Annotated in this window: 11 protein-coding genes and 1 pseudogene; 11 read left to right on the forward strand and 1 reads right to left on the reverse strand. The window is 66.1% G+C overall.

The window, feature by feature from the left end; all coding sequences use genetic code 11:
- The first annotated feature begins 1 nt into the window (after position 1).
- From KY501_RS39270 to KY501_RS54430, 7 genes and pseudogenes are all read left to right on the forward strand, one after another.
- Positions 2-1,630 (forward strand): mucoidy inhibitor MuiA family protein, encoded by a 1,629-nt coding sequence (locus KY501_RS39270; protein WP_224369021.1) that lies wholly within the window; start codon positions 2-4, stop codon positions 1,628-1,630.
- Between the two features lie 29 nt (positions 1,631-1,659).
- Entirely contained in the window at positions 1,660-2,010 is a 351-nt protein-coding gene (locus KY501_RS39275; protein WP_224369022.1) for a hypothetical protein, read from the forward strand.
- Between the two features lie 47 nt (positions 2,011-2,057).
- A complete protein-coding gene (locus tag KY501_RS39280) occupies positions 2,058-2,573 on the forward strand; it encodes a VOC family protein (RefSeq protein WP_224369023.1) in 516 nt (171 codons plus the stop codon).
- Positions 2,574-2,760: 187 nt separating this feature from the next.
- Complete coding sequence (locus tag KY501_RS39285) at positions 2,761-4,752, forward strand: CASTOR/POLLUX-related putative ion channel (RefSeq protein WP_224369024.1); 1,992 nt, start codon at positions 2,761-2,763, stop codon at positions 4,750-4,752.
- Between the two features lie 166 nt (positions 4,753-4,918).
- A complete protein-coding gene (locus tag KY501_RS39290) occupies positions 4,919-6,157 on the forward strand; it encodes a heparin lyase I family protein (RefSeq protein ID WP_224369025.1) in 1,239 nt (412 codons plus the stop codon).
- A gap of 193 nt (positions 6,158-6,350) precedes the next feature.
- The gene (locus tag KY501_RS39295; RefSeq protein WP_224369026.1) at positions 6,351-6,587 is read left to right on the forward strand and encodes a MerR family DNA-binding transcriptional regulator; all 237 of its coding nucleotides are present in this window, start codon (positions 6,351-6,353) and stop codon (positions 6,585-6,587) included.
- Positions 6,584-8,014, forward strand: a pseudogene (locus tag KY501_RS54430) (serine/threonine protein kinase); the annotation flags it as partial. The gene KY501_RS39295 and the pseudogene KY501_RS54430, both read left to right, overlap by 4 nt.
- On the opposite strand, the gene KY501_RS53420 reads toward KY501_RS54430, so the two are convergent.
- Entirely contained in the window at positions 7,907-8,320 is a 414-nt protein-coding gene (locus tag KY501_RS53420) for a hypothetical protein (RefSeq protein WP_255637193.1), read from the reverse strand. The pseudogene KY501_RS54430 and the gene KY501_RS53420 overlap by 108 nt on opposite strands.
- 99 nt (positions 8,321-8,419) lie before the next feature.
- On the opposite strand from KY501_RS53420, the gene KY501_RS39305 reads away from it, so the two are divergent.
- From KY501_RS39305 to KY501_RS39320, 4 genes are all read left to right on the forward strand, one after another.
- On the forward strand, positions 8,420-12,322 hold the full coding sequence (locus tag KY501_RS39305; RefSeq protein ID WP_224369046.1) for an ATP-binding protein: 3,903 nt from the start codon (positions 8,420-8,422) through the stop codon (positions 12,320-12,322).
- Between the two features lie 143 nt (positions 12,323-12,465).
- Positions 12,466-13,140 carry a DUF4336 domain-containing protein gene (locus KY501_RS39310; protein ID WP_224369027.1) on the forward strand — a complete coding sequence of 225 codons (675 nt, stop codon included), beginning with the start codon at positions 12,466-12,468 and terminating at the stop codon, positions 13,138-13,140.
- A 153-nt stretch (positions 13,141-13,293) separates the two neighbouring features.
- Positions 13,294-14,796 carry a calmodulin-binding protein gene (locus tag KY501_RS39315; RefSeq protein WP_224369028.1) on the forward strand — a complete coding sequence of 501 codons (1,503 nt, stop codon included), beginning with the start codon at positions 13,294-13,296 and terminating at the stop codon, positions 14,794-14,796.
- Between the two features lie 366 nt (positions 14,797-15,162).
- On the forward strand, positions 15,163-15,771 hold the full coding sequence (locus tag KY501_RS39320) for a LytR/AlgR family response regulator transcription factor (protein WP_224369029.1): 609 nt from the start codon (positions 15,163-15,165) through the stop codon (positions 15,769-15,771).
- Positions 15,772-15,813 lie beyond the last annotated feature (42 nt).

Consider the following 15,813-nt stretch of genomic DNA (forward strand, 5'->3'; position numbering starts at 1 on the left):
CATGAGCACGGCAATCCAACCCACCTCTGCCGCGGGCGTCGAGCGCTTCGAGCCCCCCCTCCCCACCGGAGTCACCGTGCTGGAGGCCCCGGTCCACAGCGTCACGCTGCTGGAGGATCGCGCCCAGGTCAGCCGGCGCGGCACCGTGCGAGTAAACGCGGGGCAGAACCGCATCATCGTCCACGGCGTGGCACCGGTGCTTCAGGACGTGTCCCTGCGCGCGGAGGTGCTCGCGGGGCGCTCGCGCGTGGCGGACGTGCGCATTCGCCGCGGCCTGCGCATCCGGACGGCGGACAAGCCCGAGGCGGCCCGCGTGCTGGAGGAGAAACTCGAGGCGTTGCAGCGCGAGCGCCAGCGGGTGCTGGAAGATCAAGCCAATGACCGCGCGCGCTTCGAGCGCATCCAGCAACTGCTGCACCTGGGAGCCACCGAGCTGCCCGTGGATGCCGGCTGGGGCATGGGCATGGCGTCTCAGTGGAACGACTCGTTCGACACGCTGTTCCGCAAGGCGCGCCAGCTGCGCGAGTCCACGCTGCAAGCCACCTTCACGGCGGAGCGGCTGGCGGAGGAGATCAGCGCGGTGACGCGGCAGCGCCAGGCGTTGGATCGCGTGGACCACCAGCTGGTGTCCTGGCTGGAGGCGGACGTGCTGGCCGAGGCCGCGGGCGAGGTGGAGCTGCGCATCGACTACGTGGTGCCGAACGCGCTCTGGCGGCCGCTGCACACGGCGCGGCTGGTGGGGCGAAACCGGGTGCAGCTGACCTCCTCGGCCGCCGTCTGGCAGGACACGGGCGAGGACTGGAAGGACGTGGAGCTGCGCTTCTCCACGGCGCGCTCCTCGCTGGGCACCGAGCCGCCGCTGCTTCAGCAGGACCTGCTCACCGTGAAGAAGAAGAACGAGGCGGTGGTGGTGCAGGCCCGGCAGGTGCAGGTGCAGAAGGCCGGCATGGGCAGCGCACCCGCCTCCGGGGGCTCTCGTCCCGCCGCGCCCTCCAGCGTGGATCTGCCGGGCGTGGATGACGGCGGAGAGACGCGCACCCTGCGAGCGCCGGGCAAGAGCACCGTCCCCTCGGATGGGCGGCCCAACGTCATCCCGCTCTTCAGCTCCGAGAGCGACGCGGAGGCAGCGCTGGTGACGTTCCCGGAGCTGGAGCCCAAGGTGTTCCTGCGTGCGGTGACGCGCAACACCTCGCCGAGCCCGCTGCTGGCCGGGCCGGTGGAGCTGCTGCAGGACAACGGCTTCGTGGGCTGGACGCAGACGCTCTTCGTGTCACCCCAGGAGAAGTTCGAGCTGAGCTTCGGCCCGGATGACTCGCTGCGCGTCCAGCGCGACGAGAAGAAGAGCAGCAAGCAGCACCACGTGAGCAAGTGGAACGAGACGACCACCCACATCACCGTCTACCTCTCGAACCTCTCGGGAGAGGCGCGGAAGGTGCTCGTCACCGAGCGCCTGCCTGTGTCCGAGATCGAGCATGTGAAGGTGGAACTGGACACCGAGAAGACCACCGGTGAGCCCGAGCTGGACGACAATGGGTTCTGCAAGTGGAAGGCCGAGGTCCCCGCCAATGGGCACCTGGTGATCCACCTGAGGTTCAAGGTCTCCATGGCCCCGGGAGTCCAGAGCGCCTGAGGGCCGGCGGTACGAAAGCGAGAGGCTCCATGCGCGCCGTCCAGGTCCTTCCCGTTCTGCTGCTCACCCTGGTGGCCGCCTGCAGCGGCGTTCAGACCGCGGAGGATCCCTCGAAGCCTCCGCCGCCGAAGACGACGGTGGAGATACGGAACCACAAGCAGCTCGACTTCACAGTGTACGTGATGAATGAGACGACACGCATCCGGCTGGGGATGGTGCCGGCGATGAGCAGCCGCACCTTCACCATCCCCTCTCACCTGGTCATCGACCAGGGCCGGCTGCGCTTCCAGGCCGACCCCATCGGCTCGAATGAAGTCGCGTCCACGAACGAGGAGCTCCTGGTGCATGCGGGAGAAGCGTTCTCGCTGACGATCCAGTAGCACCTTCGCTGGCCCTACCCATACGGTCCTGTGCTAGATGCACCCGTATGCTCGATCACATCATGTTGCGGGTGAAGGACTACGCCGAGTCCAAGCGCTTCTATGACGAGGTGCTCGGGACGCTCGGCTACCGGATGGTCATGGAGTTCGAGGAGGGCGGTGGGTACGGAGACACCAAGCCCTACTTCTGGATCGGTGCCGCGGGGGATCCGCATCCGCGCCTCCACATGGCTTTCGCGGCCAAGGACCACGCCGCGGTGGATGCGTTCCACGCCAAGGCGCTGGCACTGGGCGCGAAGGATGACGGCGCCCCCGGCCTGCGCCCGCATTACCACGCGTCCTACTATGGCGCGTTCGTGATCGACCCGAACGGCCACAACATCGAGGCCGTGTGCCACACGCCCGCGAACCAGTTGAAGAAGGCCGCCTCGAAGAAGTCCGCGCGCAAGGCCTCCTCTGCGCGCAAGGCAGCCCCCAGCAAGGCGGCCGCCAAGAAGAAGGCCGCCCCCGCGTCGAAGCGCGGCGGAGCTCGGAAGAAGTCCACACCCCGTCGCGGCCGCTGAGCCCCCTAGCAGCCAGGCAGCCCCTGTCGGGCGCGGTCCGTGCAAACCTGTCCACCAGTCCTACAGGTTCGGCGTGAGTCCGCGCCCCGGGGTGCCTCAGTCCTCCTTGGAATTGCCCACATAGTAGGTGGATGAAGTCTTCCGGGCCCAGGCCGTGAAGAGGAGCCGGTGCTAGCCTGAAGGCCTCATGGCCCGTCTGCTGCGGCGTGCCGGACGTGCCGCGCGCGCGTGGCTCATCTACCGGCTGGATCAGCTCCTCACCTACCCGCCTCTGGTACAGGTGGCAGCGCTGCTGCTGCTCACGGCAATCCTCATCGCGGGCTTCGCGTTCCTGGCGCGGCTGACCTTCCCCCAGGAGCCCTCGCTGCCGGATGCCACCGAAGCGCTCTGGTGGTCCGTCACCCACTTCCTGGACGGCGGGACGATGGCGACGGATCCGATGCCGATGCGGCTGCTGGCGTTGGGCGCCACGTGCGCGGGTATCCTGGCCGTCTCGCTGCTGACGGCGGCGCTGGCCTCGAAGATGGGCGAGCGCATCGCGGACATGCGCTCGGGCCTGAACCCCGTGGTCGAGCGAGACCACGTGCTGTGCCTGGGCTATGACCCGAACGTGGCGCTGGTGGCGCGGGAGATCGCGCGCTCGGGCCAGCGCTGCACGCTGGTGGTGCTGGCCCCTGAGGACAAGGACCGGATCGACGCGGCGCTGAGGCCGGCACGGCAAGTCCCCAGGCACCGGCTGCGCACGGTGGTGCGCACGGGAGACCCGCGCAACGAGCAGGCGCTGCTCCGGGTGGCGGCGCAGAACGCGCGAGCCATCATCGTGATGCCACCGGCGAACCTGTCGGATGACGATTCGGTGCAGTGGACGTTGTCCACACTGCTGGCCATGCGGCGCGTGGCGGAGGAGGGCTTCGGGGGACGCGTCATCGTCGAGGCGCGCCACACCGAGGCACGGGAACTCTTGTCGCTGGCAGGCGAGCCGGGAGTGGCGGGCCCGGGGCAACTGGCGTTGGACATCGTGGCCTCGGACGAGGTGGTGGCCAGCATCCTCGCGGCGAGCACCCGGCAGGACGGCATCTACTTCGTGCTGCGCCACCTGCTGGCCTTCGACGGCTGCGAGTTCTACGTGGAGCCCGTCCCGGAGGCGCTGGCCGGCCGGACCTTCGACGAGGCGCACGCCGTGGTGCGAGATGCCATCCTGGTGGGAGTGAGCACGGAGGATGGAGAGCTCCTCTTGTCTCCGGCCCCTTCGAGTCAGCGACGGCTGGAGCGCGCGGATCGGCTCATCCTGCTCGCACCGGGGCGAAACAGGTGGCGAGCGGGAGGAGAACTGCCCCCACCGTTGCTGCCGGAGCACTCCGCCATGCCGGACCCTGCTCCGCAGAACGTGAGCGTGGTGGGCTTCAACTCGACGCTCCCGCACCTGCTGAAGGAGCTGAGCGTGAGCCTGCCACAGGGCTCACGGGTGCAGGTGGTCGCGGGCGACAACTCTCCCCGGGCGCTCATGGTGGTGGAGAACGTGCGCACGGAGGTGGACTCGGTGCAGCTCTCGTGTGACACGCGCCCGGCGGCTCCGCTGATGCACCGGGGGCAGCACGAGATGTGCCGGGCAGACGCAGTGGTCATCCTAGGCAACGAGGATCCGCAGGACGAGAACGGCGACGCGAGCGCGCTGGCCATGCTGCTGCGGCTGAGGCACGGGCAGAAGGTGAGCGGGCACCGGGCCCGGCGCGTGGTGACGGAGGTGAGGGATCCCCGCTCCGCGGTGCACATCGCCCCGAGGCGAGGGGATGCCGTGGTCTCCAGCGACGTGGTGGCGATGCTGTTGGCGCAGGTGGTGTTGGATCCGGACGTGGCGCCCGTCTACCGGGAGATGCTCTCGCTGCGAGGCGTCGCGGTGCGGCTGGGACCGCGCCATGCCTATGTCACGGCGAGCCCGTCCACTTTCGCGCAGGTGCAGGCCAACGCGAGGGCTCGAGGCGAGGTGGCGCTGGGCTTCTACCCGGATCCGCGAGGCCAGGAGCGATCGCTGGCGCGCCAGCGATTGGAAGAGGGCGACGTGGAGCTGGGCGAGGACGCCTGGCTCAACCCGCCGAGAGACACGCCGGTGCCAGACACTGAAGACACACAGGTGGTGGTGCTGGCTCCCCTGCCCCACGGGCGGGCGAGCGGCTGTTGACGGAATGTTGAGTACGAAATAATTGCTACGGCCGCGCTTTGGGAAACCAGCAGCGCCCCGCTCATACGCGGGAGGACCGAGCCTCGAAAACACTTCAACCCTGTCACACCGGCCACGGTGCGTGGACCGGACTGCTCCCTGTCTGTCTTTTCACTCCAGAGAGAACATGAAGAAAGCCCTTCTGTTGGTTGGAACCCTGCTGTTCACCGTCACCGTGGCCTGTGGTCCTCAAGGCATCTTCACGGATGAAGACCCGGATCCACTCCAGGTATCGCAGGCTGCTCTCACGGTGCAAAACTGCACCGCACTGCCCGCAAGTTCCATCATTGCCTCGGGGAGCGAGACAGGAAACCCGGCGACCAACGCCACGGATGATCGGCTCGACACCCGGTGGAGCAACCTGGGCAAGGGCTCGTGGATCGATATCGATCTGGGCTCGGTGCAGTCCATCTCGGGAGCGGCGATCGCGTGGCATCAGGGAAACACCCGCACCAACAGCTTCATTCTCTCGGCCTCGTCGGACGGAATGAGCTACTCGCAGGTGTACAGCGGGACGAGCACCGGCACGACGACGAGCGCGGAGACGTACAAGTTCAGCACGCTGTCGACGCGGCGGCTGCGGGTGACGGTGACCAGCAGCTCGACGAGCGACTGGATGAGCATCGCGGAGATGCGGGTGTGCTCGGGGACGACGACGACGCCTCCCCCCGCGACGGCGGTGTGGACGGGCAACTTCGAGACGGGAGACCGGACGCAGTGGAGCGGCGCGCACATGGTGAACGCGGATCGACTGCAAGTGGTGTCCTCGCCGCTGCGTGAGGGCCGCTACGCGATGAAGGTGACGGTGAAGCAGGGCGACAACCCGATCAGCGCGAGCGGCAACCGGAACGAGCTGTACCGGATGACGCACGAGGCGGTGGGCTCGGAGTACTACTACCGGTGGAGCACGATGTTCGCGGCGGACTTCCCAAGCCCGAACACGTGGCAGGTGTTCACGCAGTGGCACCACGAGGGGAGCAGCGGCTCGCCGCCGATCGAATTCGTGGTGAACAACGGAAACATCAGCCTGAACTGCAGCAGCACCCAGGTCTGGAAGGCACCGCTCGTGCGCGGGGTGTGGCAGGACTTCATCTTCCACGTGAAGTGGTCGCCGAACGCGAGCACGGGCTTCGTGGAGCTGTATCACAATGGGCAGTTGGTGCTGCCCAAGCGCTCCTGCGCCACGCAGTTCTCGGGGATGTTGAACTACCTGAAGATGGGGCTGTACCGGAACTCGACGATCGCGCCGGTGGGCGTGCTGTACCACGACGGGTTCACGATGGGGAAACAGCTCTCGGACGTGCAGCCCCAGGGAGTCACCCTGAGCACCTCCGCCGCGGCGGTCTCCTCCGCGTCGGACGAGTAGCCCTCGTTTCGCCGAGGACAACAGGCGGCGGGTTCGAATCCCGCCGCCTTCACGCCGCGCCAGATCGGCCGGCGCACGATCAACAGAGTGTCCCTACCCGTCTTATGTTCGTGGTAGGCAGCGCAAGAGAACCGTGGGACGACCCTTGCGCCGGTGGACGACAGTGCCTAGCTGCATGTTCCAGGAACCTGGAATGGCACTCCCCGAGCCCACATTGAACCCGAACCAGCTCATGACGCCGAGCGAGGCCGCACGCCTGCTGGGTCTGACCGCCGACATGGTCCGCGTGCTGCATCGCCGCGGTCAGCTTCCGGCCGAACGCACGGAAACAGGGCGCCGCCTGTTCCGGCGCTCGGATGTTGAAGCACTCGCGGCCGAGCGCGCCAGAACCGGGAAGAAAGGAAGGCGATCGTCTGGGGCGCCCCAATGAATGGGAGCCCCGGGTACTTCTCTGAGGCGGACGGCCCGGAACTCCTCGCCCTTCTAGGCTCGACCGTCTCCGAGACCATCCTTGACGGACGGCACAAGCTCTTCAGAAGCACTCGTCAAGATCGCGCCGTCGTTGTGAAGATGACGGTTGAACCGCCCGACCCGGACGCCATCGCATCGCTTCGCCACGAGTACGAGCTCTTGCGCGCGCTCTCCGTGCCGGGGATCGTCAAGGTGCTGGGGCTCGCCAAAGCGGGGGAGGGGCTTGCTCTCGTCATGGAAGATGCCGGGCGCCAGAACCTCGGTGAGAAGCTCGGGTCTGGCCCGCTCTCTGTCTCGGAGTTCTTGGAGATCGCTCTTCAGCTCGCCGAGGCGGTGGCCGGTCTCCACGAGGCCCGCATCGTCCACCGGGACATCGGCCCGAGCAACATTGTCTGGGATGCGGAGTCCCGGCGAGCGACGCTCGTCGATTTTGGAATTGCGACGACTCTCTCCGCGCTCACCGTCGAGAGCACCAGCCCTGCTCTCCTCGAGGGAACGCTTCACTACATCTCTCCCGAGCAGACCGGGCGCACGGGGCGATCGATGGATTCCCGGGCGGATCTCTACTCGCTTGGTGCGACCTTCTACCGGATGCTGACCGGCTCACCGCCCTTCGCCGCGCAAGATCCGGTGGAGCTTGTCCATGCCCACCTCGCGCGACGGCCTCGTCCCCCCCATGAGGCGAACGGCGAAGTGCCCCTCGGTTTGTCGAGAATCGTCGTCAAGCTGCTCGAGAAGGAGCCCGAGCAGCGCTACCAGACCGCTGAAGCGCTCGAGGCGGACCTTCGTGAGGCGAAGAGCCAGTGGGCCAGTACGGGAAGCGTGACTCCATTTCCGCTCGCCCACCGGGACGTGCCGCGCGAGCTGACCATCCCCGACAAGCTCTATGGGAGGACCGAGGAAATCCGAGCCCTCCACGAGGCGTTCGCACGAGCTTGCGAGCATGGGCCAGCGCTCGTCCTGGTGAGCGGGCCACCCGGCATCGGCAAGTCAGCGCTGGTCAACCATCTCGAACGTCCAGTGATGGAGCGGCGCGGCTTCTTTGTCTCCGGTAAGTTCGACCAGCTTCAACGCAGCGTTCCCTTCTCGGGGCTCGCACAGGCGTTGCGGGCGCTGGTCCGCCAGCTCCTCACGGAACCGGAAGCGACCCTTGCCGGGTGGCGGGAGCGCTTCCAGGAGGCGGTGGGAACGAACGGACAAGTCCTGGTCGAAGTCATCCCGGAGCTTGAGCGCATCCTCGGCCCGCAGCCACCTGTCCTGGAGCTGGGACCTGTCGAGTCAAGGAACCGCTTTCACCGGGTCTTCATCTCCTTTCTCCGAGCCCTGGCACGGCCAGAACATCCGCTGGCATTGTTTCTGGACGACCTTCAATGGGTGGACGCGGCTTCGCTGCAGCTCCTCGAGCAATGGATGGGGGAAGCCGAGAGTCGGCATCTGCTTCTCATTGGGGCCTACCGGGATTCCGAGGTCGGCCCGGCGCACCCGCTGGCATTGTCTCTGGCCGGGATCCGCAAGAGCGGAACGCAGGTCCGTGAGATTCACCTGGGCCCCATTGGCCGCGACGACGTCGCGCAGCTCATCGCGGATGCGCTCAACGAGGACATCGTGAGGGCACGACCGCTTGCGGACCTGGTCGTGACGAAGAGCGCCGGGAACCCTTTCTTCGTCCGGCGACTCCTCCATGCGTTCCATGCCGAGAACTGGCTCCGCTTCGAGCCGCAAAAGCGCACATGGGACTGGGATCTGGCGGAGCTCGAGCGAGCGCCCATGACGGACAACGTACTCGAGCTCATGGCCCAGGCGATTGAGCGCCTCCCCGAGGAGACCAAGACGCTCCTTCAAGTGGGGGCATGCATTGGACACCGCTTCGACCTGGGCACGCTCGCGGAGCTCAGCGGGCGTTCCCGGACGACGGCGACGAGCGAGCTCTGGCCTGCGTTACAGGATGGACTGGTTCTCCCGTTGCGCTCGGCGTACAAAGCGCCGCGCCGCCCCGGCCTTCTGGACCAGCGCCTCATCGGACTCCCAGGCATGGTGCAGTTCGTTCATGATCGGGTTCAGCAAGCGGCCTACTCGCTGCTCTCCGAGGAGCGGCGGCGCGCGCTGCATCTCAATATCGGGCGGCAGCTCCTCAAGGGCGCGTCGAACGGACAGTTGGAGGAGCAGCTCTTCGAGATTGTGGATCAGCTGAACCTGGGCGAGGCGCTCATCGCCGAACGAGCAGAGCATCTCCGCCTGGTCGAGCTGAACCTCGCGGCAGGGCGCAAGGCCAAAGCGTCCGCGGCGTACCAGGCGGCGTTCGAATACCTGACGGTGGGCAGGCGGCACCTGCCAGAGAGAGCCTGGGAAGAGCTGCCGGAGCTGACCTTCGCGCTCCACCGCGAGCTCGCGGAGTGCGCCTACCTGACGGGTCAGCACGCGACCGCCGAGGAGCAGATCCAAACGGCGCTCGACCATGCGCCCTCCAAAATCGCCAAAGCGGACCTTTATAGCCTGCGCGTTCTCGCGGCGACGGTCGCAGGCGATTGGCTCCGTGCGCTCCGCTGGGGCCGCGAAGGGCTGGCCGTGTTTGGCCTGGAATGGCCGCTCGAGGGCCTGGCGGATGCAACCGAAGCAGAAACGACGTGGGTCATGAGGAACGTCGGCCAGAGGCGAATTGAAGATCTCGCCAATGAGCCCGAGGTCGACGATGAAGAAACGCGCGCGTGCATGCGCCTGGTCTCCATTCTGGGTCCACCGGCCTATTTCTTCGGCGCTGACGTGCTGCCTTTCCTCGTGACCCGTGGCGCGAACCTCTCTCTGCTTCACGGGCCGTCGCCGTACTCCGCCTACGCCTATGTGTTCTATGGCGCGATTCACAACGCGCGCACAGGCGCGTACGACGTGGGGTACGCGTTCGGCAAGCTGGCGCTCTCGCTCGCCCGTCGATTCGGCAATCGGGCCGAAGAGAGCCGGACACTCGAGGTCTTCGGCCTGGTGGTGCAGCCGTGGAAGGCGCCCGTGCGCGACAGCTTGCCTCTGCTGAGGGAAGGCTATCGCGCGGGTGTCGAGTCCGGTGAGCTCGCCTACGCCGCGTTCAATCTCGTCAGCGTGCTCATCAACGGTCTGCCAGCCGGTGTGCCCCTCGCCGATCTGCTCGCCGACGCGGACGTCGCGATCGACTTCGCCACGAAGCACAAGAACCGGACAGGAATCGAACTTGCCGCCCCCTTCCGCCAGGTGGCGCGCGCACTGATGGGCGCAACGCGTGCACCCGCCAGCCTCGACGACGATGGCTTCGAAGAGCTGCGCTTCCTGGAGGAGGCCAAGGACCACCAGACCGCGCTCGGGTTCTTCTGGGTCGTTCGGCTTCAGGCGGCGTATCTCGCCGGCGACTACGAGACCGCGGCCCGGAGCTCCGCAGAGGGCGCAAAGCGCATCCTGGCCGGCATCCTGGGGATGGTGACCTCGGCCGAGCATGTCTTCTACACGGCCCTGACTCGTGCAGCTGTGTACGGGACGAGGCCCAACACGGACCAGCCGGCCCTTCTCGACGAAATCCGTGCCCACAAGGACAAGCTCAGCACCTGGGCTGTGCACTGTCCGCAGAACTTCCTGCACAAGCAGAAGCTGGTCGAAGCTGAGCTCGAGCGGCTGGCGGGGGCGCCGTGGCGGGCCATGAAGCTGTACGGCGACGCCATCGAAGCCGCGCAGAGGGAGGGCTTCGTTCAAGACGCGGCACTCGCGAACGAGCTGGCCGGTCGATTCTTCCTGGCCAACGGAGAGCCCCGGATCGCCAGCGTCTATCTTTGGGCGGCAGGAGAGGGTTACCGGAAATGGGGCGCGAGCGCGAAGGTCCGCGCCCTGGAGCAGGCTCACCCTGACGTCTTCGGATCCGGAAGGAAACGCCTGGCGACTCGGGAGCTCGCGCTCGACACGCTCGGTCTCATCAAGGCCTCTCAGGCGATCTCGGCAGAGACTGTTCCGGCGCAGCTCTTCGAGCGGATTCTGCGCATCGTCATGGAGGTAGCAGGCGCCCAGAAGGGAACGCTCCTGCTCGGAGGGCCGGGAGCGCTCACGGTCAGGGCGCGTGCGACGACAGAGGAAAGCGTCCGCGTGTCGCTTGAGGACGTGCCGCTCGCCCATGACGGCGAAGTCTCTCGGTCCATCGTTCGCTACGTGGCGCGGCTCAAGGAGCCGCTGGTGCTCGTCAACGCGACAGCGGATGGACCCTTCGCCTCAGATCCCGAGGTGCAAAAGCTGAGACTCCGCTCCGTCTTCTGCGTGCCACTGAAGAAGCAGGCGGAAGTCGTGGGCATCTTGTACCTGGAGAACAACGCCATGGCTGGCGCGTTCACGCAAGAGCGCGCCGACGTGGTGCAAGTTCTTGCCGCCCAGGCGGTGATTTCACTCGAGAACAGCACTCTCCTGCTGGAGCGGGGACGAGCGGAACGAACGGCCCGTTTTCTCGCGAGCGCGGGTGCGGCGCTGGTGGAGTCGTTGGACTACTCCAAGACGCTCGCGCGGGTCGTCCAGCTCGCCGCACCGGCGGTCGCGGATTGGTGCTTCCTCGACCTGCTCGACGAAAAGGGGGTCATGCGCCGCATCGAGGTGGCGCACGCGGATGGCGCTCACGCCGTCCTGGTCGAGGACGTCAAGCGCCTTGCGGGTTCTCAAGGCAGCAGGGCATATCCGCCGGCACAGGCGTTGAATCGCGGGCAATCGGTGCTTTGGGAGGAAGTCTCCGAACAGCAGATCCAAGCGATGGCCCGGAGTGACGAGCACCTTCGAATCATCCGCCAGGTTGCACCTCGTTCGATCATCTCGGTTCCGCTCGTGGCCCGTGGACGGACCTTGGGCATCCTCTCGTTCGTCGTTTCGCAATCAGGGCGGCGGTACGACGCGACGGATTTGGCGGTGGCCGAAGAGCTCGCGAAACGGTGCGCGCTCGCGATGGACAACGCTGCTCTTTACGAGGACGCCCAGGAGGCGATCCGCATTCGAGACGAGTTTCTGTCCATCGCCTCTCACGAGCTCAAGACACCCCTGACGCCGCTGAAGCTCCAGCTCCAATCGATCGAGCGACGGTTGCCCAAGGTCGTCGAGAATGAAGAGGGTGCCGCATGGCTCCGCGAGAGACTGGGCATCCTCCATCGGCAGGGCGAGCGCCTGGAGCGCCTCGTCAACGAGATGCTCGACATCTCCCGCATCGCCGGTCGGCAGCTGCGCTTGGAGCTCGAGCCTGTCAATCTCTCGGAAGTCGTGCGCCAGGTGGTCATCCGATTCGAGGAAGGCGGCGAGTTCGATCGCTATGGGTCGAAGGTCACTGCGGACGTTGGGAAGCCGATTGTCAGCCGGTGGGACCGATTCCGGCTCGAGCAGGTCGTGACGAACTTGGTCTCGAACGCGCTCAAGTACGGCGAAGGAAAGCCGATCGACATTGCCGTGGCCTCGGAGGGATCCACCGCGACCTTGACCGTGACCGACCATGGCATCGGTATCCAGCCGGAGCACTTGCACCGAATCTTCGAGCGGTTCGAGCGGGCCGTGTCGTCACGACACTACGGAGGGTTCGGACTCGGCCTCTACATCGCCAACCAGATCGTTGAGGCCATGGCGGGGTCGATTGAGGTGAGGTCGAATCCGGGGCAAGGCTCCACTTTCAAGGTCACGCTTCCGCTTGTGAGACCGGAGTCTGGCGGGACCGAGTCGTAGAACTCCCCTAATGAGCTCTCCCCCCAGCAGAGCGGAAGGACGCATCACACACCCCACCGTGTCCGGCGCGAGCTGATCATGGAGAATGTTGTGCTGGATGGAGTAGACCAGCGCATCCGCTGAGGCATTCAAGGGACGGTGTCATGCTGCGCAAGTTGGACGAGAACCTGTGGGTGGCCGAGCAGCCGTTGAACTACCTGGGGCTGGCCGTCGGAGCGCGGATGACGGTCGTCCGGCTCACGGAGGGCTCCCTCTGGGTGCACTCTCCACTCCGCCTCACCCCGGAGCTGCGCCAGGAAGTCGAGGCGCTCGGGCCCGTGCGCTTCCTCGTCGCTCCCAACAAGTACCACCATCTGTTCATCGGCCAGTGGATGGCTGCCTGGCCCGAGGCCCGCGCCTACGCCGCGCCCGGCCTGCCCGAGAAGCGCAAGGATCTGAGCTTCCATGCCGTGCTCTCCGAGCAGGCCCCCGTGGAATGGGCGGGACAGATCGACGTGCTGCCCTGGGCCGGTGCTCCCATGCTCGGGGAGGTCGTCTTCTTCCACCGCGCCAGCCGGACGCTTGTGCTCACCGACAGCGCCCACAACATCGGCCCCGAGGCCGCGCCGCTCACCCGCTTCGCTTTCAAGGTCCTCGGCGGCTACGGCCGACTGAGCACCTGGATGATCGATGGCCTGGTCAACCGCGACCGTGCCGCGGCCCGCCGCACCGTGGACACCATCCTCCAGTGGGACATCCAGCGCGTCATCCTCGCCCACGGCCACATCGTGGAGCAGGACGGCGCCCAGGCCTTTCGAGAGGCCTATTCCTGGCTGTAAACAAGTACCTCAAGGCCTCGAGGAAGGCCTCGGCAAGATATTGCCGGGAGGATTTGCCTGGCGGCAAGAACTTGCCGAGGGGCCGCCACACCCGAGCGCATCGAGAAGGACAAAACGAAGTTCGAGGAAGATCGCAAGAAGGCGGACGACTTCTTGCACGGCGTCTTCAAGTGGCTCTCCGACCCCCTCAAGCAGAAGGAGGAGGGGGCTGAGCAGATCCAGAACGCGGGAGCATTCCAGATGCGGATCATCGAGTACGGCACCGGCCTCGCGGCCAACCAAATCCAGAAGGAGTGGACGGCGGGGCTCAACAAACTCACCCCCAGCTGGTTCAACGACACCCTCACGGAGTTCGACTGCGTGGTCGAGTTCGGCGTGAAGAAGAAAACCACCGTCGAGATGCAGATGAAGCAGACCACGAAGTACTACGACTTCGCTCAGTGGTGCCGAAGCGACGAGAACGCGGTCATCCACCTGTTCCCCAAGGAGGAGAAACAGGAGCAGAAGAAAAAAGGGAAAGAAACGGCGACCACCACCACCACCAGCCAGCCACAGACGCCCACGCTGTGGGGCATGGCCCACGACACCGCCGAAAGTCTCAGGTCCGCCAAGCGTGGAGGGAACTGGATCCTGGACGCGCTCTATAAAGCCACTCGAAGCGTGGCGTGCGTCTCACAATTCTCGAAGAGCCTGCTCCTCGATGCGACGAAACGATTCAAGCTCCAGCTCAAGACCGCAGACCTGGCCACGGTCTTCGTCCCACTCGTGGGTGCCAGCTGGTACGTCTACATCGACTGCCGCCTGCTCAAGCAGACCGTGAAGCTGGCTGTTGACACGAAATACTACGATCCCAACAACATGAACATGCCGGGCAAGGCCAAGCCCACGGGGGCCTATACGTTCGTAGGGCTCAAGTACGTGGAGATCCTCTCGGCCGCTGGAAGTCCCGACGCCGCCACCTTGAGCCAACTCCTGGTCCACCCTTGTGACATCCTCAACCCTGGACTGCCCTGGCCGACACGGCTCTGGTTCATGGTGTCCTGTCTCGCCGAGAGCGTGCGCCACCCCGAGTGGCACCTCCTGTCGCGCATCGCCATCGATCTCTACGGCCAGAACCTGCTCCCCTGGAGAAAGCTCGTCTGTGAAGACCTCTGGGCTCCGCAAACCCACGGTGCGGTCGACGCCATGCACTACTACAAGGACAAAGGGGAACCCCGCCATGACGACTGGCTCTATACCTACCGCTGCATCGCCTTGATCGTCACCTGGATGATGGCGAAGCACCAGGTAGAGGCGCCTCAGCGTGAGTTCGAGGCGTGGCTCGACGAGAACCTGGACACGAAGCTCACCCAGCTCGCCGCGACCGTCAACACGACTACCTGGAACCTGGTGCCGAACCTCTCCAGTTACGCACCCCAGATCGCTCCTCTTCCCCAGGCGCCGGTGGTGGCACAGCCCAAGCCCAAGACGGGCATGGAGCTGTTCCAGGAGCGAATCGCGCTGGCGCAAGAGCACCAGCAGCTGAAGCAGAACACGGCCGTGCTCCTCCAGTCAGCCGTCCGGGGATTCCTCGCCCGCCAGAAGCTGTCCAGGCTCATGGAGCAACAAGCCAGCAAGGGGACCCCTCAGCCCTCCACTGGCGAGCACCCGCAATAAGTATCTCGAATTGGGCGCGGCGCTCTGCCATTCGCTGCCAAGCGTTACGCGGAGATCCTCGAGTCGCGCCACGGTGACGCGCTCCGCTTCGATTGGGATATTCCTCCCGACGTCGGCGGCGTGCTGCTGCCAACGCTGTTGCTGCAACCCCTGGTAGAGAACGCGGTCCAGCATGGTGCGCTGTGTCGCGCCGGCGGAGGCCGGGTGGCCGTGCGTGCCATGCTCCGGGGGGCTGGCGCTGGGTCGATGCTCGTGTGCACGGTGACGGACAACGGTCCCGGCCTATCGACGAGCGAGCCGCGCTCTGGCGCACTCGGCCTCCGCGCTGTGCGTCGCCGGCTCGAGCTCAGGTACCCCGGGTCGGCCTTGCGCTTGCTTCTGGACATCCGGCTCTCCGGCGGCCGAAACGAGGGACTGGATATCGCGCGCGAGCTCGCAGCGCTGTCCCAGCCTCCATTGCTCGTGCTCGCGACCGCGTTCAATGCGCACGCGCTCGAAGCGTATGAGCTCGGAGTTGCCGACTACCTGCTCAAGCTCTTCACCGAGCAACGAGTCGAGCAGTGTTTGCAGCGGCTTCGGGCCCGCCGCCCGAGGCTGCAACCAGCGGGCCCCCTGCGGATCGCCGCGCGGCGGCAGAAGAGCCTGGTCTTCTTCGACCGCGACGAGGTGTGGGCGTTCGAGGCGGCGGAACGCTTGACGCGGGTGCACACCGCCCAGGGCGTTTTCGACGTCGACCTGTCGCTGTCCGCGATCGAGGCGTCATTCGGCCGTGCGCTCGCTCGAGTCCACCGCAACTGGCTGGTCAATGTGACGCACATCAAGGTGCTCAAGCGCGACAGCGAGACCCGGGTATGGGTGGGCGAAGGGCTGGTGGCGGATGGTCGCGGTATCCATGTGCCTGTTGCTCGTGAGCGCGCGCAACAACTGCGCGACATGCTGCTCGCCAGCGCGACGGGGTTGCGCCGCAAGACTTGAACGTCCGAGAGCAGTTCCGGTGTGAGCTCGAGACCGTTGCGC

It is taken from the genome of Hyalangium versicolor (assembly GCF_020103695.1).
Lineage (GTDB): Bacteria > Myxococcota > Myxococcia > Myxococcales > Myxococcaceae > Hyalangium > Hyalangium versicolor.

Excerpts from the sequence above, each read along its gene's own strand:
- KY501_RS39270 (WP_224369021.1), top strand. The coding sequence starts at position 2 with ATGAGCACGGCAATCCAACCCACCTCTGCCGCGGGCGTCGAGCGCTTC.
- KY501_RS39275 (WP_224369022.1), top strand. The coding sequence starts at position 1,660 with ATGCGCGCCGTCCAGGTCCTTCCCGTTCTGCTGCTCACCCTGGTGGCC.
- KY501_RS39280 (WP_224369023.1), top strand. The coding sequence starts at position 2,058 with ATGCTCGATCACATCATGTTGCGGGTGAAGGACTACGCCGAGTCCAAG.
- KY501_RS39285 (WP_224369024.1), top strand. The coding sequence starts at position 2,761 with ATGGCCCGTCTGCTGCGGCGTGCCGGACGTGCCGCGCGCGCGTGGCTC.
- KY501_RS39290 (WP_224369025.1), top strand. The coding sequence starts at position 4,919 with ATGAAGAAAGCCCTTCTGTTGGTTGGAACCCTGCTGTTCACCGTCACC.
- KY501_RS39295 (WP_224369026.1), top strand. The coding sequence starts at position 6,351 with ATGGCACTCCCCGAGCCCACATTGAACCCGAACCAGCTCATGACGCCG.
- KY501_RS53420 (WP_255637193.1), bottom strand. The coding sequence starts at position 8,320 with ATGGAACGCATGGAGGAGTCGCCGGACGAAGAAAGGGTTCCCGGCGCT.
- KY501_RS39305 (WP_224369046.1), top strand. The coding sequence starts at position 8,420 with ATGGCCCAGGCGATTGAGCGCCTCCCCGAGGAGACCAAGACGCTCCTT.
- KY501_RS39310 (WP_224369027.1), top strand. The coding sequence starts at position 12,466 with ATGCTGCGCAAGTTGGACGAGAACCTGTGGGTGGCCGAGCAGCCGTTG.